This window comes from Micromonospora sp. WMMD1076, assembly GCF_029581475.1.
GTDB lineage: Bacteria > Actinomycetota > Actinomycetes > Mycobacteriales > Micromonosporaceae > Micromonospora > Micromonospora aurantiaca.
In genome coordinates this window covers 1,460,018-1,480,277 of sequence record NZ_CP120862.1, presented here as the reverse complement: position 1 = coordinate 1,480,277, position 20,260 = coordinate 1,460,018, and the positions used below count along the sequence as shown (strand labels likewise).

Sequence of the window (20,260 nt, the reverse complement as noted above, 5' to 3'; positions counted from 1 at the left end):
GCTAAGCTGCGCGCCCTACCCATCGGGACGTCCGGCCAAGTCACCCGATCTGAGCTGCACCAGGCGACCGCCGATCTGGCGCACAAAGCGCTTCGCATCTTGAGAGCAAGGTAGACACATGCCACCGGGAGTCTTCGAACTACGCTGCCAATCGGACACTGCCGCGTCCGCCGAATCCGCAACGCCACTCCAGTGGCCGACCAGCGCGGGCGAAACGTCGACCGTTCGCTCCGACCTGGGATGGTGGATGCAGGATATTGGCCAGGTCCCCGACGCTGCGATCGACCTCGTACGCATTGCCGGCGGTGCCTACCTCGCCGACCGCCTCGCCGACCGCCCCGCAACCTTTACCCGCACCATGCATCTGCGCATTGCAGTCACCAACCCCGATCGCTGGGCAAACGGCACCGCGGACTTGGCGGCTGACCTTCTCCACTGGCTCACTGGCGATCAATGGACGCTCACCCTGTTTCAAGATCCTTGCGCCGATCGACCGGAGAGCTCGCCCGGCCCGACACCCAATGATGCGCCTACCTCGCTGCTCAGCGGCGGCCTCGATTCGTTCCTCGGCGCCCTCCACCTACTACAGCCTGGGCACACCCAGCCCCAGTTCGTCGGGCATGCCGACTCCGCAACAGCAGTCCGGCACGCACAGTCGCTGATCGCCCAGTGGCTCGGCACCGCCTACAGTCCGCCGCCGTCATATTCGCGCCTGGAGTTCAGCCAGGCTGAGCGTAAGAGAGAGAACTCCAGCCGCAGCAGATCGCTGCTGTTTATGGCCCTGGGAACCATGTCAGCCGCGGCTGACCACTCCGACGTGGTCTACGTGCCTGAGAACGGATACACGAGTCTGAACATCCCCCTGCACCCGAACCGTGGCGGGGCACTATCAACCCGGTCGACTCATCCGACAACGCTGCAGCGCGTCAACGACTTACTCGCGGCGCTGGAGCTGACCGTGCAGATCACCAACCCATTCGCAGACCTCACGAAGGGCGAGCAGATGGCCCGGGTCGCGGCCCAATCAATGCCAGCAGGGTGGGAGAAGGCCGCCGCCAAGACAGTTTCGTGTGGCAAGCTCGACGGCCGGACCTTCGAAGGCGGCAACCCCAACCTCAACTGCGGGCTCTGCTACCCCTGCGTCGTTCGACGTGGAGCCTTCCTGGCTGCGGGTGTCACAGACGAGACCGTCTATCTCTCCGATGTTCTGACCGGAGACAGCCGCACACAGCTCCTGGGCAAGCGGCGCAGCGACCGCGAAGCGATCGCCTATGCCATCGAGCACGGACCGGACGACGACCTCATTGACGCCAGCACATGGCCCGACGGATACGACCTCGACCAGGCCACCGATCTTGTCCGCCGCGGACTGGCAGAACTGTCGGCGGTGACGCTGACATGAGCCTGCTGCTGAACGGACCGCCCGCCCTCGACTGCCACGCCCACATCGCTGCAGACGTCACGCCGGCACAAGTGCGCGCGCTCGGCGGAGCGCACGTATTCGCCGTGACCCGGACACTCGCCGAAGCCGACCAAGTGCGTCACCGACGCGACGCGCATCTCACCTGGGGACTCGGCGTACACCCAGGCGTCGCAGCGGCTCGCGTCGCGTGGGATCCGAAAAAGTTTGCAGCGCTGCTACCGAACTTCGCCTTAGTCGGTGAAGTCGGCCTCGACCGGCGTGCCGGCGACCTGCCCGGCCAGCAAGCGATTCTGCGCGAAATCCTCCGCCAGTGCTCAGGCCAGCAAGTCCTTCTCTCGATCCACAGCACGGGTGTCACAGCAGCGGTCACTGACTTGCTCCTCGAACAGCCCCATCCTGGCGCCATCCTGCACTGGTTTCTCGGGACGAATGACCAGATCGACGCTGCGACCAAGGCAGGGGCTTACTTCTCGGTCAACACTGGCATGAGCCGGTCCGCCCTTGCCGCCCTACCGGAAGACCGAGTGCTCCCAGAGACGGACTACCCCGCAAGACAGAGCAAGGCGAAGCGCCCAGCGGATGTGGCCGCCGTCGAACGATCAATCAGCGAAGTCTGGGGAGCCACGATCGAAGAAGTAAGGATCCGTCTCTGGGGCAATCTCCGAGCACTTGCAAGCGCTGCGCGGGTACTCGATCGCCTGCCGGATGCCCTTGGTGACTTACTGCTGGAGTTCTGAGGTGCACGCAACAACCCGCGTCGCCGTAGCAACTCCTCGTTAGACGACCAGGCAGAGTCATGCCGCTACATCAAGGCCGTGGCGAATCGGTAGGTTTAAACGGCATCCTTGATCTGTAGGACGACTGGCCCTGTTGCGGTCGGAGCAATCCAAGCCTCGTAGTTGGGATTCCGGGGGTCAGTCTTCGTGGTGCCGAGCCACGTGTAGCGCACGGCCAATCCATACGTGCCCTTCACATGGTAGATCCCGAACTTCGGATCGAATGTCGCGCGAGCTGTCAGCAACGGATCGTCCGTCAAAGACCATTTGATCTTTTCGGCACCCGACGGCGGCCGCCATTCAGGGCAACCGGCCGGCATGGTCGAGCCGGCGCCGTGTACGCAACGGGCAAATGCGTCTTTCAGGTTCGCCGCCATCGGTTCCCATGCCACCTTGGGATCCTGTTTTACAACCTCGGGATCACCTATGGCCGAGTGCTCTTTGATCTCCTGGACGTCGAGCTTTCCTTCCGCCCACTTCACCTTGGCCCAGTACGTCGTTGGCGTCACGACGCGGCGCGACGTCTTGGAGACGGTGTAGTCCGCCGACACCACGACGGTCCCGAGCATGTCGAAGCGGCTTTCCGCCTCGATGTAGTGGATGACCGGAGCCTCAAGGGGATTGCCGTAGAAGGCCCAATGGGCCTTGGAAACCTCCGATGTCTCGACAATGGATTGCGGGCAATTGGCCGGAGTTGCAGACGCTGACTTCACGCATTTGTCGAGCCAATCACTTGCAGCCGCGACCACGGCCTCCTGATTCACTTCGGCCGGCCAGGGATCTGATGTCGCCGGGAACGGCTCGTCTCCTCCGAAAATGAAATAGCCTAAGACGGCCAGGACGGCGACTACGCCCAGTCCTCCACCGCCTGCGGCTGCCGCCGCACCACTGCCCGAACCTGATTCCGACGACTCTTCGTCATCCCCTTGATCATCGGGGTTAGGGGGTGGACCGTAGTACTTCTTCGTCGTCCTGTAGTCATGATGGACGTAGTCGCGCGCGGGCTGGACCACGTCTCCATCGGTGGTGTGTCCGGTCTGATTGACCACCTGGTCACCTACCGTCCGAGCCCGGCCGACCCCGAACGATGTAGTCACGCGCTACTTGGATGACGTCTCCGTTGGACGTGTAACCATTCTGATTCACGACTGGAACGCCACCGGCCGAGGCAACCCTGCTGTCCACTCCATACTGATCTTGCGTATCGGAGACGGGCGCCGAGCCCTTAAGCGTCAGATACGTACCGATGGTTGCCACTGGCAGAGCGATAATGTTTGCCCACGCTGCGGCACCGTCGAGGCTTCCGCTGAAGATCATGATCAGCGAGGCAATGATGATCAGAACAAGCGCAGAGGCAGTCCAGAGTCGCTTGGGCACGACGTCCATGATGAGCGATGAATGCAACTCGCGGAAGCTTCGAGAGCGAGTGTCGTCGATCCGTCACGTTAGAACGATGAGCTGGAGCCCATTCGGCCCGCGCCTTCGACCTGGTCGCAAACAGAGTCATGGCAGCTAGACTAGGAGACGCGGGCGAGTATTTTAGCTATTCGGACAAGTCGTGTCAAGTCCCGATTTATAGGGATAGTGCCCCCGGCAGGATTCGAACCTGCGACACACGGTTTAGGAAACCGATGCTCTATCCCCTGAGCTACGAGGGCGCGAGGGCACAGTCTAGCGACCTGGGGGTTCAGCTGGGGTGGCAGGGAGTGGCCCACGTTCCCCGGACCCCCGTTCTCCCAGCCCAAGACCACAGCTCGAGCACACGAACCCCGGTTTGCGACCGGCGGTCGGTCGCGGTGACCCGCGTTGGCACCGGTTCACCCAGGGTGGCATCCGCTGAAGAGCACACACTGCGCACATCATCGAAGATCGCGATGCGCGCTCCCCCCCGGGGGGCGCGGCACCTTCGCCGGATCTGATAAGGACGCGTCGAACCGACCGAAGCGTGGCCTGAGCAGGACTTACGCCCGTTCTGCCGATCTTCAGCAAGCGAAGTTTTCTACGCGAGTTCGCACAGGCGAACCATGCGTCAGCTTTCGAGACCTGCGCGGTTGAGGCGTTCGAGCAGGCTGGGCTTGCGGGCGTGCACCGCCCGCAGCTCGGCCAGCCGGTGTCGGAACGATGCCCTGTCTCCGTCGCGTTCGCCGAGGTCGCGCAGGTCGACGAGTAGCTGTACGGCGGCGTCGTATTCGCGGGGTTTCTTCGTGGCGACGAGTTCGTCGACCCGTTGCCAGGCGGCGGGTTGGTCGACCGCGAGGGTGTCGAGGTGCCGTTGCCGGGCGGATGCTGCGGACCGTTCCCGGCGAATCCGGTCGCGTTCACGTTGCTCCGCGTCCTGTCGTTCCCGCTGGGCGCGCAACTCCGTGGCGGTGGCGAATAGTTCCCCCGCGGTGCGGGCCGCTGCCGGGGTGGGCGTATCAGTGCGGTGTGCGTCCCGGTAGCGGCGCAGCAGTCGGCTGCGCAGGTGGCTGTCACTGCCGGTGATCAGGTCGGCCAGAATGGCGTCCTTGTCCCGAGCGGACAGCCCGACGACCCAGGTGCGTAGTTGCGCGGCGGTCGGTTCGCCGGAGGCGGGCGGCGACGACCCGTCCGCTGCGGCCGCGATCAGGTCGGGGTCGATGCGCAGGAACTCGGCAACGGCGGTGAGGGACGCGTCGAGGGTGCCCAGCCCGGCGGGGACGGACGGTTCGGGCTCGTCGTCGGCGATCTCCTCGGACTGTACGCAGCGCAACCAGGCCAGGTACAGCAGGCGCAGGTCGCCGCCGGCGAGGCCGGCCCGGACCGGGATGATTGAGGCGAGCAGGCCGTGGCCGTCGAGGTCCCACTCGTCGGTGCCGTCTTCGTCCTCGTCGTGAAGGTCGATGATGATGTGCTTGCCGGCGGTCCACGCGGATGCGCTGTCGCCCTGGCAGTACCGGGCCACGGTGGCGGGGTCGAGCACGTGTTTGGGTAGCCGCAGCATGAGCTGGCGGGTGCCCCAGTTCGCCAGGTACAGGTGCGCGTCGAAGTACCGTTCCATCAGCGTGCGGGGGTCGCCCTTGAAGTTGCCCCACTCGTAGGTGTTCACGAAGCTGGTGGCGGTGATGTCGGTCCGGGTCGACAGCGACCGAAGCGCGGCCCGCTCCCGGCCGGTGAGGGGTCGGTCGACGGCGGTGAATTCGTAGTACTGGTACTCACTCACGGTGGCCTACCTTCCGCCCAGTGCCGATAGGCGTCGATCCACGCGGCGCCTTCGGGCGCGGGGGTGGGTAGCGGCAGGTCGAGGAGGTCGATCTTCTGCCGGTGGCGGTCTCGGGCGCAGACCGCGACGATGCTGTCCGCGGCCAGCTCGATCTTGCCTATGGTGGCCTCGACGCCGAGGACGGTGGTGGTGAACGGCACCGCCAGATGCTCCTCGATCATGGTGTACAGGCCGTTGAGCTGCTCGTCGTCGCCGTACGCGTCGACGGTGGCTTCCGCGATCATCGCCTCCAGCGCGGCGTTTGCCTTCGATGCCATCGGCGGAGAATGGCCGACCGGTGTCGGGGTGCTCGGAGCCTGATACGCGAGGATGGTCGGCATGGGTTCGGTGGCCGAGTTCGTCGATCTTCGGCGGGAGGTGGAGCGGTTACGGGCGGAGAACGCCCGGCTGGCTCGCCTGCTGGAGCTGCGCGGCCAGGACACGACTGCGGCACCGGAGCAGTTGTCCGCGCCGGTTGAGCGGCCAGGGCTGGTCACCATGGCCTCGCCGACTCGGGACAAGCTGACGTTGTTCGCCGACCGGTTCCGGGCCCGAACCGACGTGTACGCCGTGCGGTGGGACAACGCCCGTACCGGCGCTGCCGGGTGGATGCCGGCGATCGCCGGCGGCTGGCGCAGGGGTATGGACCGGCGCGGCGCCACCTACCTGCCCCGGACGACGGAGGTCGTCGCGGCGCATCTCGTCGGCGACGTGTTCATGGGCCTGTACCCACTGATGCCCGGCAACACCTGCCACTTCGTCGTGGCCGACTTCGACGGGCCGACGGCGATGCTCGACGCCCTCGCCTACGTGAAGGCGGCACGCGCCAGCACGGTGCCCGCCGCGTTGGAGATCTCCCAGTCGGGTCGCGGCGCCCACGTGTGGGTCTTCTTCACCGGCGCTGTTCCCGCCGCCACCGCGCGGGCCGTCGGCACCGTTCTTCTCCGTGAGGCGATGGTGCTGCGCGGGTCGATGGACCTGCGCTCGTACGACCGGCTGTTCCCCAACCAGGACGTCCTGCCCGAGGGTGGCTTCGGCAACCTCATCGCCGCACCCCTGCAGGGCCGCCGCCGCAAGGACGGACTCACCACCTTCCTCGACCTCGGCACGCTCGAGCCGCACGCCGACCAGTGGGCGTTCCTGTCGACGCTGGACCGCCTCAGCCCCGGCGACGCCGAACACGTCGCCCGGCAGGCCAAACAAGCCGCCACCGGCGCCGACGTCGCCACGATGAGCCGGTCCGCCGCGACCCAGGTCCATCCTCCGCTACCTCCCGTGGTCCACGCGGAGGCTGGTGCCGGGCTGAGCATCGACGCCAGGCAGCTCACGCCCGCCGCGCTGGCGACGTTCAAGCATGCCGCCGCCATGGCCAACCCGAAATTCTACGAGTTGCAGCGACTCCGCAAGTCCACCTGGGACACACCACGCTTCATCCAGGGCTACGACCTCACCCTCGATGACCGCCTGGTCCTCCCGCGGGGCCTGCGGCACACCATCGCCACGATCGTCGAGCGCGCCGGGTCGCGACTGGCCGTCACGGACGCACGCAACCCGGGAACCGAGATCGACAGCGCGTTCACCGCCGAACTCACGAGTAGGCAGGCCAGCGCGGTCGGCGCGCTTCTCGCCCACGACGACGGGATCCTGGTCGCCCCACCGGGCTCCGGCAAGACCGTCATGGCCTGCGCCGTAATCGCCGAACGCAACACCTCCACCCTCGTCCTCGTCGACCGCAAAGCCCTCGCCGACCAGTGGCGCACCCGCATCCAACAGTTCCTCGACATCAAGCCCGGCCAACTCGGCGGCGGCCGACGCAAGCTCACCGGCACGGTGGACATCGCGCTGCTGCCCTCCCTCGCGCGGCGCGACGACGTCGCCACCCTGACCCAGGAGTACGGGCACGTCATCGTCGACGAATGCCACCACCTCGGCGCCGCAGCCTACGAGCACTCGGTCAAACGGATCGCCGCGCAGTTCTGGCTCGGCCTCACCGCCACACCCACCCGACGCGACGGCCTCGGCCAACTCGTCACCTGGCAACTCGGACCCGTCCGCCACACCCTGACCGACGAGGAACAAGGCACCCTCGCGGCAGCCATGCACGCCGACGCCGGACCCCGTCGAGCGCTGCACATCCACGAAACCACCTTCCAACCCGGCGACATCGACCTGGACGCGCCCGGCGCACTCGCCGAGGTCCACCGAAGGCTGGCCCTCGACGAGCCCCGCAACACCCAGATCGCCGACGATGTCGCCGTCGCCCTGACCTGCGGTCGAAACTGTCTCGTTCTGACCCGCCGGGTCGCCCAGGTCGAGGCACTCACCGCTCTACTCGCTGCACGCGGATATCAGGCGCTCGTGCTCCAAGGCGCGATGAGCACCAGCGAACGGCGGACCATCGTTGACCGGCTCGACGGCGCCAAGACCGGCGACGGCCTGCTCGTCATCGGCACCACACCGTTCATCGGTGAAGGCTTCGACGCCCCCGCCCTCGACACCCTCTTCCTCGCCGGCCCGATCTCCTACCACGGCCTACTCGTCCAATGCGCCGGCCGCGTCATCCGAGCGGCGCCCGGCAAGGACCTCGCCGAAGTCCACGACTACCACGACCCGGCCACCCCCATCCTCGCCGCCGCACTCCCACGCCGCATGCCCGGCTACCGGACACTTGGCTTCACTGGAACATGAGCGCACCCGATCGCGATCACCATGACTGGTCCCGCCGGCTATGGGGTCTGACCAGACGAGCAACCAACCTCAGCCGGCGCAGGACGTCACCCCAGCCGCCGGCGGACTACCGGCCCTACGGCGACCGGCGGCCCTACGTGGTGGCCGAAACCCTTGCCGAACTGCACGGCCCGACCGGAGGCACGGTGACGCTTCCGCGTCATCTCGACTGGTCCGGGCACGCCGAGTACGACCTTGACCGGCCCGCACGGCTGGCCAGCATGTACAAGGTGGTACTCACCGAAGCCAGCATCGTCGAGGACCTGAACACCTGGCTCGACACCGACCTCCTCCGACGAAGTTGGGTGGCAGCCAGAGGGTGGGCCAGAGCCGCCAGCGCTGGGAGGAAGCCTTCCCGGAACTCGCCATCACCCGCGACAACGCGACATAGCGACAGACGCCTTGCAAGAACCCCTCAGCGTTCCCGCAAATCGAACACCGAGGAGCCGCATTTCGAACACGGTCTCGCCGCAAGTCGAATGTGATAGCGTCGCAGATCGAAAGCGTGCCGCCTATCATGATGTCGTGCCGACACCGAACCTGATTCCACGTCGGGCCGCCGCGCAGGTCGACGCCGCGCTGACCGACACCCGCGTCGTACTGATCAGCGGAGCACGCCAGACAGGCAAGAGCACGCTGGTCCGCATCGTCGCCGGCGATCGTCTCGCCGAGCGCCGCGACCTTGACCGGGCACAGGACCGGGCGGCGGCGATCGCTGACCCGGTCGGCTTCGTAGACTCCTCCGAGTTCCTGGTCGTCGACGAGATCCAGCGCGCGCCGGAGCTGCTACTGGCCATCAAAGCAGCCGTCGACGAGGACCTGCGCCCTGGCCGGTACCTGCTCACCGGCTCGTCCCGCCTCTTCGGCATGGTGGCCGCCCCGGACGCCCTGCCCGGCCGGATGGAAACCGTCGAACTCTGGCCGCTGTCTCAAGGCGAACTCGACCAAGCGCCGGACGGATTCGTCGATGCCATCTTTGCGCTCGGCCCTGACCTGCGACACGAATCGGACGTGACCCGCGCCGACTACGCGGCCAGAATCGCGCGCGGCGGCCTACCCGAGGCCACCACCCGCACCGACCCGCACCGACCCGCACCGCCGCCAACGGTTCCTCGACGCCTACGTCCAAGCGCTCATCGACCGCGATGTCCGGCAACTGTCCGACATCCAGCACAAGGGCGAACTCCGCAAGCTGGTACGCCTCCTCGCGGCCAGATCCGCGACCATCATCGCCGCCAACTCCCTGGAATCCGCACTCGGACTGAGCCGGCCGACGATCGCCCGCTACCTCCAAGCTCTGGAGGAGATCTTCCTGATCAAGCGGATCCCCGGCTGGTCCCGCAACCTGGGCACCCGCGCCACCGCCGCACCGAAACTGATCTTCGTCGACTCGGGTATCGCCGCCAACGAGACCGCGACCGACGCCCGGGCGCTGCTCCGACCGGGCGCACCATTCGGCCCATTACTCGAATCATTCGTCCTATCCGAACTCTCTCGCCAGCTCACCTGGTCCGAGCAGCCCGTCGACCTGTCCCACTACCGCGACCAGAGCAGGTACGAAGTCGACGCGGTGCTTGAGCACAGAGCGGGCCAGGTCGTGGGGATCGAGGTCAAAGCAGCCACCACCGTCGGACCCGACGACTTCCGCGGACTACGCCGACTCGCCGACCGTCTGGGCGACGACTTCATCGCCGGCATCGTCCTCTACACCGGCACCTCCACGCTGCCGTTCGGCGACAAACTCCGCGCCCTGCCGGTCAGCGCACTGTGGCAGACTTCCGCACCGCCACCAGCCTGACCTCGCACCCTTTCCGTAGGTCGCTCCCGGCACCGGAGTGGGCATGCCCGTCAGCCGGGCGGGGGCGGTGGTGCGGCGGCCACGAGGAGGGTGAGTTCCCGGACCAGGTCGTCCAGGGACTGACCGGTCTGCGCCCGGACCAGGCCGAGGGCGAGGTCGGCGAGGAGGTAGAAGCCGAGCGTGCGGGCCTGCTCGGTGTCGAAGGACGCGAGCAGTGCCTCCGCGCCGGCGAGGTCACCGCAGCGGCGGGCGGCGATGACCCCGGCGGCGCATTGCACGAGGTCGGCGGCGACCGGGGCCGGGCCGGTCACGCGGTCAGAGCTTCGGCGCGGCGGCGCGGGCGGCGTCGAAGCGGGCGGTCACGTCGGCCCAGTCCACGAGGTTCCACAGCCGGTCGACGTAGTCCGGGCGCACGTTGCGGTACTGCAGGTAGTAGGCGTGCTCCCAGGCGTCGAAGACCAGCAGCGGCGTGGAGCCCTGCCCGACGTTGCCGTGGTGGTCGTACACCTGCTCCACGATGAGGCGCCGGCCAAGCGGCTCCCAGGCGAGGACGCCCCAGCCGGAGCCCTGCACACTCTTCGTCGCCGCCGACAACTGCCCGGCGAAGCCGTCGAAGGAGCCGAAGTGCTCATCGATCGCGGCGGCCAGCTCACCGTCGGGGCGGTCACCGCCGTCCGGGGACAGGTTGTTCCAGAAGATCGAGTGCAGCACGTGCCCCGACAGGTTGAACGCGAACGTCTTCTCCAACCCCACCAACGCCGCGAAGTCACCCTTGTCGCGGGCCTCGGCGAGCTGCTCCAGGGCGTCGTTGCTGCCCTTGACGTACGCCGCGTGGTGCTTGCTGTGGTGCAGCTCCAGGATCTCGCCGGACATCGCCGGCTCCAGCGCACCGTAGTCGTACGGCATGTCGGGCAGAGAGTAGACGGCCACCAGCAAGCTCCTCACACCATAGTCGGCACCGCGAGCTGGGCGGGCACCCCGGTGGTGGTTCAGATCATCGCGTTGCCGGAGCACCCGCCCACTGCTGCCAGCATCACGTAGTTGCCAAGCTTTGGCAATAAGCATGGTCCAGATTGGGCGCGGCCCGACGCCGAGCCGGGCGCAGCGCGTCGCAAGAGGCCGCTACTGCGGTCGATGGAAAAGTGGTGCTGAACAGAACTTACGCACTTCGCGGGGCTTCCGCAGACGATCACAGCGGCGCGCGGGTGCGACCCGCGGATGACGCCCGGAAAAAGAGAAGCCGCAGGCCATCAGCCTGCCCCTACACACGGAGCGTCGGGCTAGGAAACCGATGCTCTATCCCCTGAGCTACGAGGGCGCGAGCGCCCAGTCTAGCGACCTGGGGTACACCTGGGGTGGCAGGGAGTGGCCCACGTTCACCCACGTTCCCCGGACCGCCGTTGTCACAGCCCAGGACCACAGCTCGAGCACACGTACCCCGGTTTGCGACCGGTGGTCGGCTGCGGTGACCCGCGTTGGCACCGGTTCACCGGGTTGGCATCCGCTGGAGGAGTTCCTCGTGCCGTCGCCGCCGACCGCGGCTACGGCGAGGCGCGTATCGAGACTCAACTGCACGGCATCGGCGTCGAACAGGTCGCCATCCCCCGCAAAGGCACCACCGGCGCCGCCCGCCGACGCCAACGCGGCACAAGCCCTACACCCCGCAGCCCCAAACCGGCTTTCACGACGTAACTAGAGGATCCCGCGCTCAAAGAGCAGCCGGCGAGCCTCCTTGCTGCCGAGCTCGCGCAGCCCGTTCGCGGCCCGCCAGCGGATATCCTCGCGCTCGTGGTCCAGCGCCTCGACCAGCAGATCGAACGCCTTCTCGGACTGGGCGTCGGCGATCAGCTCGAGGATCCAGTACTGGTCGTCGGGCACGCGCCGGTACTCGGTCATCAGCTCTTCGATGTGCTTCCGCGCCAGTGGCTCCAGCAGCGCGAAGCCGTCCTCGGAGAGCTGAGGGTCGTTGCTTCGCATGAGCTTGAGCGACCGCTCGTAGTTGCCCTCGGCCTGCTCGAGCAGCCGGTCACGCTCGCGCATCCACCTGTCCGCCAGCCGATCGGTGTCCCGCTCCCGGCGCCTACCCGAACGGTTCCTCTTCGCCATGGCTTCAGAGGCTAGGCCCGATGGTCGACAAGTCCGAGGTATTTGGGCGCCGGCCGGTGGCCCCGTTCATGAAGCGACGCGGAGTTCCCCAATCCCGCCCTCGCCGTCGTGGATCTGCGCTCGGTGGTGTGCTGTGCCCTGTGCGCCGTCACCTGTGCCGCGTGCTGGGCATGCGTTGTGTGTCGGGGAATCGAACCCCCGCGCCTGCCGCCGGCGCGCCAGGAGTGAACCGGACTACCCGCCGGTTCTCGGGTTTGCGCACGCTTCCACGTCGATTACCTGCTCCGCGTCGTTCAGTCGAGCAAATCGACCTGCCAGTTGACCCGCTGAATCAGCGTGTCCACCTCTCGAACCTGCCGCGCAAGATCGTCGGCCTGGCGGCGCAGCTCGGCGACCGGTAGCGCCGGGATCATCTTCAGCTCCGACCTCAGCTGCCGATATCCGCGCTGGCCCTCACCGGCCGCGGCATCAGCTGCGGACGTGACCATGCTGTGGTTCAGACGCAGGACGTCTCGTCGGGCGAGGGCGTCGGTCAGTGTGCCGCCGTCGACCAGCGTCGCAGCATTGGTTCGGTTGATTCGCCTGATCAGCGACTCAAGCTCGGTGAGCACTTCGCCCGCCTCGGCGAGCAGCGACACCGCGTCCTCAGCCGGAGTCTCGCCTTCCTGGAAGCGTGCGCTGCTGGTGATGCGAGAGCGGAGCTGTTCAGCACGGCGCGATGCATCTGCGCGCAGCGCGAGAGCTTCGGCAAGTTTCATGGGAACAGTATGGCCATCCAAGATCGGAATCACCTCCGATTTCACCGGCGGCCTACGAGGGGGCGCCGATCGCCGCCGCAGACCGCGCGCTGCGCCTCGGTCGCCCGGCTCGTGGAGGACAGGATGCCTGTGTGGCCGTGGGATATCCCGTACGTGGAGGCCGCAGCGTAGAAGATGTCGCCAGCGTAGCGTGACGTGCCGAGGAGCACCGTAGTGCAGCCGCCACCACCGCCGCTCAAGGGCTGGACCATGGCGTGACGGTGGGCCTCGTCCAACGCGGTGGCTCCATTCTCTACGCTGCTCCCATGGCAGCGTGTCCCGAGCTGACCAGGCCGCTCCCCTACGCGGGGCCCGGCCACGGTCTCTCCGGGGCAACCCCGGGGACGCGATACTCACCTGGGCACCACACCACAGGTGCGTCGGCACGCTCCGCGAGCCTGTGCACCCGCACGACCGGGCATCGTCGGGACACGCTGCCACCATCGGCCCGATCGTGACCACCATTCGCGCCCTCGCCACCGCGCTCGCGGACGCATTCCTCGCCAGCGAAGGCTGGCGCCGCACTGACCTCGTCGGCCAAGGTGGACTCGTCCTCGGCATCCGGCGGCGCTGGCTGTGGCCGGTCGCTGACTCGGTGCTGGTCGCCTACCCGCGCCCACCCACCGACCGGCCACGCGAGCTGGCGGAGTTCCTGAGCACCCTCGACCCGCTGCGCGCGGCAGTCGCCACCGCCCGCCAGCACCAGCGGCCGATCGTCGTCCGTGCCCGGCCCGTGACGCCGACCCGCACCGTCCGCCGTCCCTGGCACACCCCGGTCATCGACACCGTCGGCGACCTGGCCGCGATGCTCGACCTGAGTATCGAGCACCTCGACTGGTACGCCGACCGGCGCGGCATGAACCGACGCGCCACCGCCCACCGGCTGCACCACTACCACCACCGGTGGACCGACCACGGCCGCCTGATCGAGGCACCCAAGTCCCGGCTCCGCGCCCTGCAACGCCGGCTCCTCGCCGAGGTCCTCGACCCCATCCCGGTCCACCCCGCCGCCCACGGCTTCGTCCCCGGCCGCTCCCCGCACACCTTCGCCGCCGCCCACACCGCACAACCGGTCGTCGTCCGGATCGACCTGCTCGCCTTCTTCACCCACATCCACGCCACCCGCGTCCACGGACTGTTCCGCACCGCCGGCTACCCCGAACCCGTCGCCCACACCCTCACCGGACTCTGCACCACCCGCACCCCGCCCCCCGTCCTGCGCCGCGCACCCACCGACCTGCCGCACCGGGCGGCGCGGCTCGCCGCGCTGCGCACCGGCCACCTGCCCCAAGGCGCGCCCACCTCACCCGCACTGGCCAACCTGTGCGCCTACCGACTCGACCGCCGCCTCACCGGCCTCGCCGACGCCTTCGAGGTCACCTACACCCGGTACGCCGACGACCTCGCCTTCTCCGGCGACCTCACCACTCGCCAGGCCCGGGGCCTGATCGCCGCCGTCACCGACATCGCCCGCGACGAGGGCCTCCCAGTCCACCCAGCCAAGACCCGCGTCCGCGGCCGAGCCGACCGGCAACTCCTCGCCGGACTCGTCGTCAACCACCACCCCGCCACACCACGCGACGAGTACGACCAACTCCGCGCCATCCTCCACAACGCCGCCCGCACCGGCCTCGCCGCGCAGAACCGGACCGACCACCCCGACTTCGCTCAACACCTCATCGGACGAGTTACCTGGGTCGGCCATCACCACCCAGCACGCGCAGCCAAACTCGCCACGCTGCTGGCCCATGCACTTGCCGCACCGTGAACTGACGCGGCACGACAACTTCGCCAGATCTCGGCAAGGACGAGTCGAACCAACCGAAACACGGCCTGAGCAGTACTTACGCCCGTTCTGCCGATCTTCAGAAAGCGAGCACAGCAACGCGCACCTGCGACCCGCAGACGTGAGAAGAGAACAGGGACTCGCAGGTATTCAGCCTCCGGCCTTCCCCGGACCGCCGTTGTCCCAGCACAGGACCCCAGCTTGAGTCTCATGCGAGGTCGGTTGATCTTGATGGCAGGGCGGTACGGCCGACGGGACCGAAATCGCGTCGGCGCGACGAGAGCGGAGGGCACGCGAAGAAAGCGAGACTCCGGCGGATCGCGTCCGTGGGCGGTAGCGGCCCGATCGCCACATGAGGGGCGGGTACGGATTCACCCCAGGCCGGCAGACCGCGCGGTACGGCCACCCAGCGACCGCTAGGTCGGCAGCGCGCTCGCCAGCACCGCCAGGAGCAGGCAGAGCCCCACCACCCCGCCGACCACGGACCACGGCACCACCAGATCGACCGGTACGCCGGCCTGCTCGGCGAGGCCGGCACGGATACTCAGCAGGCCGACGAACGCGACAGCCCCGCCGAGCAGTGCGCCGATCAGCACCACCAGGGCGGACTCGGCCGTGACCAGCCAGATGACCTGCCTTCGGGTCGCACCGGCCAACCGGATCAGCCGCAGGTCGGCCACTCGGCCGGCGGCTGCCATCAGCAACGTGTTCGCCACCGCGACAGCCCCGTAGCCGGCCGAGACGCCGATCAGTAGCAGCGTGAAGAGCCAGACGAGGCGATCCTCGGCACGGTCCGCCTCGGCCGCCCAACCGGCCACGTCAACGATCCGCCCTCCGAGCGGGGGATCGATCCGGTCCTGGACGTACACCGCGGAGGTGAGCGCCGAGGGGTCGTGCGCCCGCACCACGGATCGGGGCAGGAGCAGGTCGCCGGGGATCGAGTCGTCGGTGACGACCGCGACGACGCGCAGCGACACCGACTCTCCATCGGCGAAGACCAGCGCGTACGGCTCGGCCGGCTGCCGGTTCGCCGAGGCGGGAAGGACCACGGTGTCGTCGCCGCCGAGGTCGTCCAGTGAGCCGGCGACGACGGTGAGCGCCCGGTTCGCGGCGGCGAAGCCTGCCGGGTCCACGCCGAGCGCGGTCAGTGGCCGGTTCTCCGGCGGCGAGTTGGGGTCGCTGTGGAAGACCGTCGTCGGGAGGAGGGCGGTGCCCCCGGTCGCCGCTACGGCCTGGTCCGACAGGCCTGGTGCGCGGTCGGGCACGACGACCCAGCCGGCGTCGACGTTGTCGGCCCGGCCCGCCGCGTAGGCAGCCGTGGTGGTCCGCACCATTCCGGCGACCAGCACCGCGAAGGCGACGGTGAGCAGCACCGGGGCGGCGAGCGAGGCGGTCCGCCGGGTCGCGGTCAACGCCCCGGCCCGGACCAGCATCCCGAGCGCGCCACCCCGTCGGCGCACCGGCCACCGCAACATCCGCACCAGCGGGCCGACGACCGCCGGAGCAAGCACTGTGGCACCGGCCACCAGCGCCATCACCGCGTACAGGGCGTACTGCGCCGCGATGCGGGCTTCGTCGGCGGTCGCCGTCCCGGCGCTGAGCGCGACCCCCGCCGCGACGAGCAGCGCACCGGTGGCGATGCGCAGCCGCCCGATCGGCCGCTGCTCCACAGCGGCATCGCGCAACGCCTCCAACGGCCGGACCCGTGCTGCCCGAGGCGAGGCCGACCAGACGGCGAGAAGCGAGATCACCGGCCCGGCGGCGAGCGAGAGCGCGACCGGCCAGTGTTCGTACCCGACCCGGAAGGTCGACGGTTCGAATCCGGCGTCGACGAGAAGCCGGCCCAGCAGAGGCGCCAGCCCTCCGCCCACCAGCAGGCCGACGATCCCGCTCGCGGCGCCGACGACGAGCGCCTCGCCGTACACCATGCGCCGGACCTGCCGGCCGGTGGCGCCGACGGCGCGCAGCAGGCCCAGCTCACGGCGGCGCTGGGCGACGGTGAACGCGAAGGTGGAGGCGACCACGAACACCGTGACGAAGCCGGCGAGGGCTGCCGTGGCGGTGAGCACCTGCATGCCGATCCAGCGGGTGCGGGCGTCGTTGCGGGGCTCCAGCGCGCCACGCGCGTCGCCGGTCAGGACCGATCCGTCCGCGCCGACGATTCCGCGAGCCGCCGTGGCGACCCGCTCGGGGTCGGCGCCCGCCGCGAGCACCAGCCCGACGGCCCGGACGCCGGGCGCGAGCGTGGCGGCCACCTCGTCGGCGACATGGACGCCGGGCCCGTCGACCAGACCGGTGACGGTGTACGGCTGCGGGCCGGCCGCGGTCAGCAGGGTCACCGGCGCGCCGGTGCGCAGCCCGAGTGCACGGTCCACAACCACCTCGCCGGGCCTGCGGGGCGGCTCGCCGGCCGTGAGGCGCAGTCCGCCGAGCTGGGCGCTGGACCAGCCGTGTCCCTGGTGGGCGTCCTCCCGCCGGCCGTCGGTGCCCGCAGGTCGTCCGTCGACGAGCGGCTGCGCGTAGAAGGCCCGGTCCGGCACGGCCGCCGCGACGCCGGGCAGGGCGGCCAGCCGGCCGACGAGCCCTGCCGTCGTGCTGGCGGACCAGGGCCGCGCCGGCACGAACGAGTCGGCCGAAGCGCCCGCTTCGGGGCTCTGCACCACGACCGCCGCCCGCGCGAGCCGATCCGGCACCTGCGGGCGTCCGGAGGCGAGGAGCAGGGTAGCCGCCGCGACCAGCGTGACCCCGACGGCCACGGCCACGAACGCGCTGACCGACCGTCTGATGCTCAACACGACGGCCCCGCAGGCGTCGCCGCGTGCTGGGACGGGCGGTCCTCACGCTCGGCGATCCGGGCGGCGACCACCGCCGCGGTGATCTCACCGTCCAGTTCGTCGACGATGCGGCCGTCGGCGAGTAGCAGGACCCGATCGGCGTACGCGGCGGCGGCGGGATCGTGGGTCACCATCACGACTGTCTGCCCCTGGTCGTCGACGAGTGCGCGCAGCAGCCGGAGCACCTGTCGGGAGGCCGCGCTGTCCAGCGCCCCGGTCGGCTCGTCGGCGAAGACCACCGCCGGGCGGGTGATCAACGCCCGGGCCACGGCGACGCGCTGCTGCTCGCCGCCGGACAGCTCACTCGGCCGGTGCCCGGCCCGGTCGGCCAGCTCCACCGCGTCGAGGGCGGCGGCGACGTCCCGAGCCGGCGGGCGGCGGCCGGCCAGGCGCATCGGCAACTCGACGTTCTGCGCCGCGGTCAGCGTGGACACCAGGTTGAACGCCTGGAACACGAACCCGATCCGGTCGCGGCGCAGCCGGGTCAGCTCGTCCTCACCCAGGTCGTCGAGGCGGGTGCCGTCGATCGTGACGGTCCCCTCGGTCGGGCGGTCCAGCCCCGCCGCGCAGTGCAGCAGTGTGGACTTGCCCGAGCCCGAGGGGCCCATCACCGCCGTGAACGTGCCGCTCGCGAAGCCGGTCGTCACGCCGTCGAGCGCCGTCACCCGCCGGGTTCCGGTGCCGTACACCGCGCGTAGCCCTGTCAGGGTCACCGTGTGTGTGGTCATGGCCGCCACGGTGCCCGATGTGCGGGGCGCCGCGCGTCGTGCCGGCGTGGACACTTTCCGGCCCTCCACCGGGTGGAGGCGAAGGGCCGGAATCGCCGGTACGTCGTCCTCCGGGATGACCGCCCGCGGGTGGACGCGTCGGACTCGGCCGGCCGATACCGTCGTGCGGGTGACCGCTCCCCTGCTGACCCGGCGGCTGCGGCCGGTGGACCTGTACATCGTGGACGCCGTGCTCGCCGTGGCGGTCGGCGGGCTGCTCTGCCCGTATGCGGCCCTGGAATCGCCGCTGCACGGTGGCGTACGCGAGCCGCTCTGGGTGTCAGTGCTCGTCGGGATGTCTCTCGGGCTGCCGTTGGCCGTCCGGCGGCGGTGGCCGGTTCCCGTCGCCGTCGTGATCAGCGGCAGCACCGCAGCGGCTCTGATCACCGGTGTGATCCCCAACTTCGCCGCTGCCGCGCCGGCGGTCGCCGTCGGTCTGTCCTTCTACACGGTGGCCGCGTCGACGGCCACCCGCCGGTCGCTGCTCACGGCCGCCGGTTGTCTCGCTCTGGTGAGCGTCGCGCTGGCGCTGACCGCAGGTGATCTCTGGTCGCGGACCGGTGCCGTCGTCTACGCCGCCGTCATGATCGCGCCTGCCTGGGTGATCGGCTGGCTGGTCCGTGAGCGACGCGCCCTCGCCGCCCGGCAGGGCGAGCATGTGGTCCGGCAGGCCGTCGCCGAGGAGCGGTTACGGGTGGCGAGGGAACTGCACGACGTGGTCGCCCACACCTTGAGCCTCATCGTGGTGAAGGCGGCAGTCGCCAACCACGTCGCCGCCATCGACCCCCGCGAAGCGGGGGCTGCGCTGCGGGTGATCGAGGAGACCGGCCGCAACGCGCTGACCGACGTACGCCGGGTGCTCGGCGTACTGCGCGAGGACACCCCGTACGCCCCGGCGCCCGGGCTGGACGAGCTGCCCGTGCTCGCCCGGCAGGCGGCGATCGGTGGTGTCGACGTACGGCTCGACGTACGGCGGGAGGAACCGGCCGCCGCGGTGCCGGAGTCGGTGGGACTGACGGTCTACCGGATCGTGCAGGAGGCGGTGACCAACGTGGTGAAACACGCGGCGCCGGCCGCCTGCCGGGCGACTGTGACCGTCACGCCTTGCGAGGTCAGGGTCGAGGTGACCGACGACGGCCGCCGGCCTGTGCTGTCCAGCGGGGAGGGACACGGGCTGATCGGCATGCGGGAACGGGTGACGTTGCACGGAGGTGAGTTCCACGCCGGGCCACGCTCCGGCGGCGGCTACGCGGTGACGGCAAGTCTGCCCTACCGGGTGGCCGCGTGATCCGGGTGCTGATCGCCGACGACCAGGCGCTGCTGCGCGGCAGTTTCCGGCTGTTGGTCGATTCGACCCCGGGCCTCACCACTGTCGGCGAGGCGGGCACCGGCGTGGAAGCTGTGGCGCTGGCCGCCGAGCACCGGCCGGACGTGGTGCTGATGGACGTGCGGATGCCGGAGATGGACGGCATCGAGGCGACCCGGCGGATCTGTGGCGAAGCGGCCACCGCCGGCACCCGGGTCGTCATCCTGACCACGTTCGACCTGGACGAGTACGTCTACGGGGCGCTGCGGGCCGGAGCCAGCGGGTTCCTGCTCAAGGACACCCCGCCGGCGGACCTGCTGGCCGGCATCCGGGTGGTGGCTGCCGGCGAGGGGCTGCTCGCGCCGACGGTGACCCGCCGGCTCATCGACGAGTTCGCCCGCCGGCCCGAGCCGGCCCGGCCGCTGCCACGACGGCTGGACGGGGTGACCGAGCGGGAACGGGAGGTGCTCACGCTGATCGGCCGGGGCCTGTCCAACGCGGAGTTGACCGAGCACCTCAACCTCAGCCTGGCCACCGTGAAGACGCACGTCGGGCGACTGTTGACCAAGCTGGCGGTACGTGATCGGGCACAACTGGTCATCGTCGCCTACGAAACGGGCCTGGTGGCCCCGAGCGGGAACCGCTACCAGGGCAGAGGACCTTCGGCGTGATCGGTTGCCGGGCCGGAGGCGGCAGCGGTGGGTGCGGGCCGCCGGTCGA

Annotated in this window: 16 protein-coding genes, 1 tRNA gene and 2 pseudogenes; 8 read left to right on the top strand and 11 right to left on the bottom strand. The window is 69.3% G+C overall.

Annotated features, from left to right (window positions below):
* Positions 1 to 247 precede the first annotated feature (247 nt).
* Both O7622_RS07320 and O7622_RS07315 read left to right on the top strand, forming a co-directional pair.
* Positions 248 to 1,402 (top strand): hypothetical protein, encoded by a 1,155-nt coding sequence (locus O7622_RS07320; protein ID WP_282312508.1) that lies wholly within the window; start codon positions 248 to 250, stop codon positions 1,400 to 1,402.
* Entirely contained in the window at positions 1,399 to 2,160 is a 762-nt protein-coding gene (locus O7622_RS07315; RefSeq protein WP_282312507.1) for a TatD family hydrolase, read from the top strand. Before O7622_RS07320 ends, O7622_RS07315 begins: the two co-directional genes overlap by 4 nt.
* 95 nt (positions 2,161 to 2,255) lie before the next feature.
* Here O7622_RS07315 and O7622_RS07310 read toward each other — a convergent pair whose 3' ends face one another.
* The 5 genes from O7622_RS07310 to O7622_RS07290 form a co-directional block, all read right to left on the bottom strand.
* A complete protein-coding gene (locus O7622_RS07310; RefSeq protein WP_282312506.1) occupies positions 2,256 to 3,248 on the bottom strand; it encodes a hypothetical protein in 993 nt (330 codons plus the stop codon).
* 4 nt (positions 3,249 to 3,252) lie between these two features.
* Positions 3,253 to 3,576: a hypothetical protein gene (locus tag O7622_RS07305; protein WP_282312505.1), complete on the bottom strand. Its 324-nt coding sequence runs from the start codon at positions 3,574 to 3,576 to the stop codon at positions 3,253 to 3,255.
* Between the two features lie 208 nt (positions 3,577 to 3,784).
* Positions 3,785 to 3,857 (bottom strand) — tRNA-Arg (locus O7622_RS07300).
* A gap of 371 nt (positions 3,858 to 4,228) precedes the next feature.
* Positions 4,229 to 5,380, bottom strand: coding sequence for a hypothetical protein (locus O7622_RS07295; RefSeq protein ID WP_282312504.1), 1,152 nt, complete (start codon positions 5,378 to 5,380; stop codon positions 4,229 to 4,231).
* Positions 5,377 to 5,697: a calcium-binding protein gene (locus O7622_RS07290; protein ID WP_282314069.1), complete on the bottom strand. Its 321-nt coding sequence runs from the start codon at positions 5,695 to 5,697 to the stop codon at positions 5,377 to 5,379. Before O7622_RS07290 ends, O7622_RS07295 begins: the two co-directional genes overlap by 4 nt.
* A gap of 61 nt (positions 5,698 to 5,758) precedes the next feature.
* Between O7622_RS07290 and O7622_RS07285 the strand changes: the two genes are divergently transcribed.
* From O7622_RS07285 to O7622_RS29180, 3 genes and pseudogenes are all read left to right on the top strand, one after another.
* Entirely contained in the window at positions 5,759 to 8,107 is a 2,349-nt protein-coding gene (locus O7622_RS07285) for a DEAD/DEAH box helicase (RefSeq protein WP_282312503.1), read from the top strand.
* Between the two features lie 53 nt (positions 8,108 to 8,160).
* A pseudogene (locus O7622_RS29185) lies at positions 8,161 to 8,537 on the top strand (hypothetical protein); the annotation flags it as partial.
* A 134-nt stretch (positions 8,538 to 8,671) separates the two neighbouring features.
* Positions 8,672 to 9,944: pseudogene (locus O7622_RS29180) on the top strand (ATP-binding protein).
* A gap of 50 nt (positions 9,945 to 9,994) precedes the next feature.
* Here O7622_RS29180 and O7622_RS07260 read toward each other — a convergent pair.
* The 4 genes from O7622_RS07260 to O7622_RS07245 all read right to left on the bottom strand — a co-directional run bounded on the left by O7622_RS07260 (position 9,995) and on the right by O7622_RS07245 (position 12,808).
* Complete coding sequence (locus O7622_RS07260) at positions 9,995 to 10,255, bottom strand: superoxide dismutase (protein WP_282312501.1); 261 nt, start codon at positions 10,253 to 10,255, stop codon at positions 9,995 to 9,997.
* 4 nt (positions 10,256 to 10,259) lie between these two features.
* The gene (locus O7622_RS07255) at positions 10,260 to 10,874 is read right to left on the bottom strand and encodes a superoxide dismutase (protein WP_282312500.1); all 615 of its coding nucleotides are present in this window, start codon (positions 10,872 to 10,874) and stop codon (positions 10,260 to 10,262) included.
* Positions 10,875 to 11,636: 762 nt separating this feature from the next.
* A complete protein-coding gene (locus O7622_RS07250) occupies positions 11,637 to 12,050 on the bottom strand; it encodes a HEAT repeat domain-containing protein (RefSeq protein ID WP_282312499.1) in 414 nt (137 codons plus the stop codon).
* Between the two features lie 293 nt (positions 12,051 to 12,343).
* The gene (locus O7622_RS07245) at positions 12,344 to 12,808 is read right to left on the bottom strand and encodes a DIP1984 family protein (protein ID WP_282312498.1); all 465 of its coding nucleotides are present in this window, start codon (positions 12,806 to 12,808) and stop codon (positions 12,344 to 12,346) included.
* 493 nt (positions 12,809 to 13,301) lie between these two features.
* Here O7622_RS07245 and O7622_RS07240 point away from each other — a divergent pair, with 493 nt between their 5' ends.
* On the top strand, positions 13,302 to 14,615 hold the full coding sequence (locus O7622_RS07240; RefSeq protein ID WP_282312497.1) for a reverse transcriptase family protein: 1,314 nt from the start codon (positions 13,302 to 13,304) through the stop codon (positions 14,613 to 14,615).
* Between the two features lie 434 nt (positions 14,616 to 15,049).
* On the opposite strand, the gene O7622_RS07235 is transcribed toward O7622_RS07240, so the two are convergent.
* Positions 15,050 to 17,428, bottom strand: a complete 2,379-nt coding sequence (locus O7622_RS07235) for an FtsX-like permease family protein (RefSeq protein WP_282312496.1) — start codon at positions 17,426 to 17,428, stop codon at positions 15,050 to 15,052.
* Positions 17,422 to 18,195 carry an ABC transporter ATP-binding protein gene (locus tag O7622_RS07230; protein ID WP_282312495.1) on the bottom strand — a complete coding sequence of 258 codons (774 nt, stop codon included), beginning with the start codon at positions 18,193 to 18,195 and terminating at the stop codon, positions 17,422 to 17,424. Before O7622_RS07230 ends, O7622_RS07235 begins: the two co-directional genes overlap by 7 nt.
* A 169-nt stretch (positions 18,196 to 18,364) precedes the next feature.
* Between O7622_RS07230 and O7622_RS07225 the strand changes: the two genes are divergently transcribed.
* On the top strand, positions 18,365 to 19,522 hold the full coding sequence (locus O7622_RS07225; protein WP_282312494.1) for a sensor histidine kinase: 1,158 nt from the start codon (positions 18,365 to 18,367) through the stop codon (positions 19,520 to 19,522).
* Positions 19,519 to 20,211, top strand: coding sequence for a response regulator transcription factor (locus O7622_RS07220; protein WP_282312493.1), 693 nt, complete (start codon positions 19,519 to 19,521; stop codon positions 20,209 to 20,211). Before O7622_RS07225 ends, O7622_RS07220 begins: the two co-directional genes overlap by 4 nt.
* The last annotated feature ends 49 nt before the right edge of the window (positions 20,212 to 20,260 follow it).

Excerpts from the sequence above, each read along its gene's own strand:
- O7622_RS07320 (WP_282312508.1), top strand. The coding sequence starts at position 248 with ATGCAGGATATTGGCCAGGTCCCCGACGCTGCGATCGACCTCGTACGC.
- O7622_RS07315 (WP_282312507.1), top strand. The coding sequence starts at position 1,399 with ATGAGCCTGCTGCTGAACGGACCGCCCGCCCTCGACTGCCACGCCCAC.
- O7622_RS07290 (WP_282314069.1), bottom strand. The coding sequence starts at position 5,697 with ATGGCATCGAAGGCAAACGCCGCGCTGGAGGCGATGATCGCGGAAGCC.
- O7622_RS07285 (WP_282312503.1), top strand. The coding sequence starts at position 5,759 with ATGGGTTCGGTGGCCGAGTTCGTCGATCTTCGGCGGGAGGTGGAGCGG.
- O7622_RS07250 (WP_282312499.1), bottom strand. The coding sequence starts at position 12,050 with ATGGCGAAGAGGAACCGTTCGGGTAGGCGCCGGGAGCGGGACACCGAT.
- O7622_RS07245 (WP_282312498.1), bottom strand. The coding sequence starts at position 12,808 with ATGAAACTTGCCGAAGCTCTCGCGCTGCGCGCAGATGCATCGCGCCGT.
- O7622_RS07230 (WP_282312495.1), bottom strand. The coding sequence starts at position 18,195 with ATGACCACACACACGGTGACCCTGACAGGGCTACGCGCGGTGTACGGC.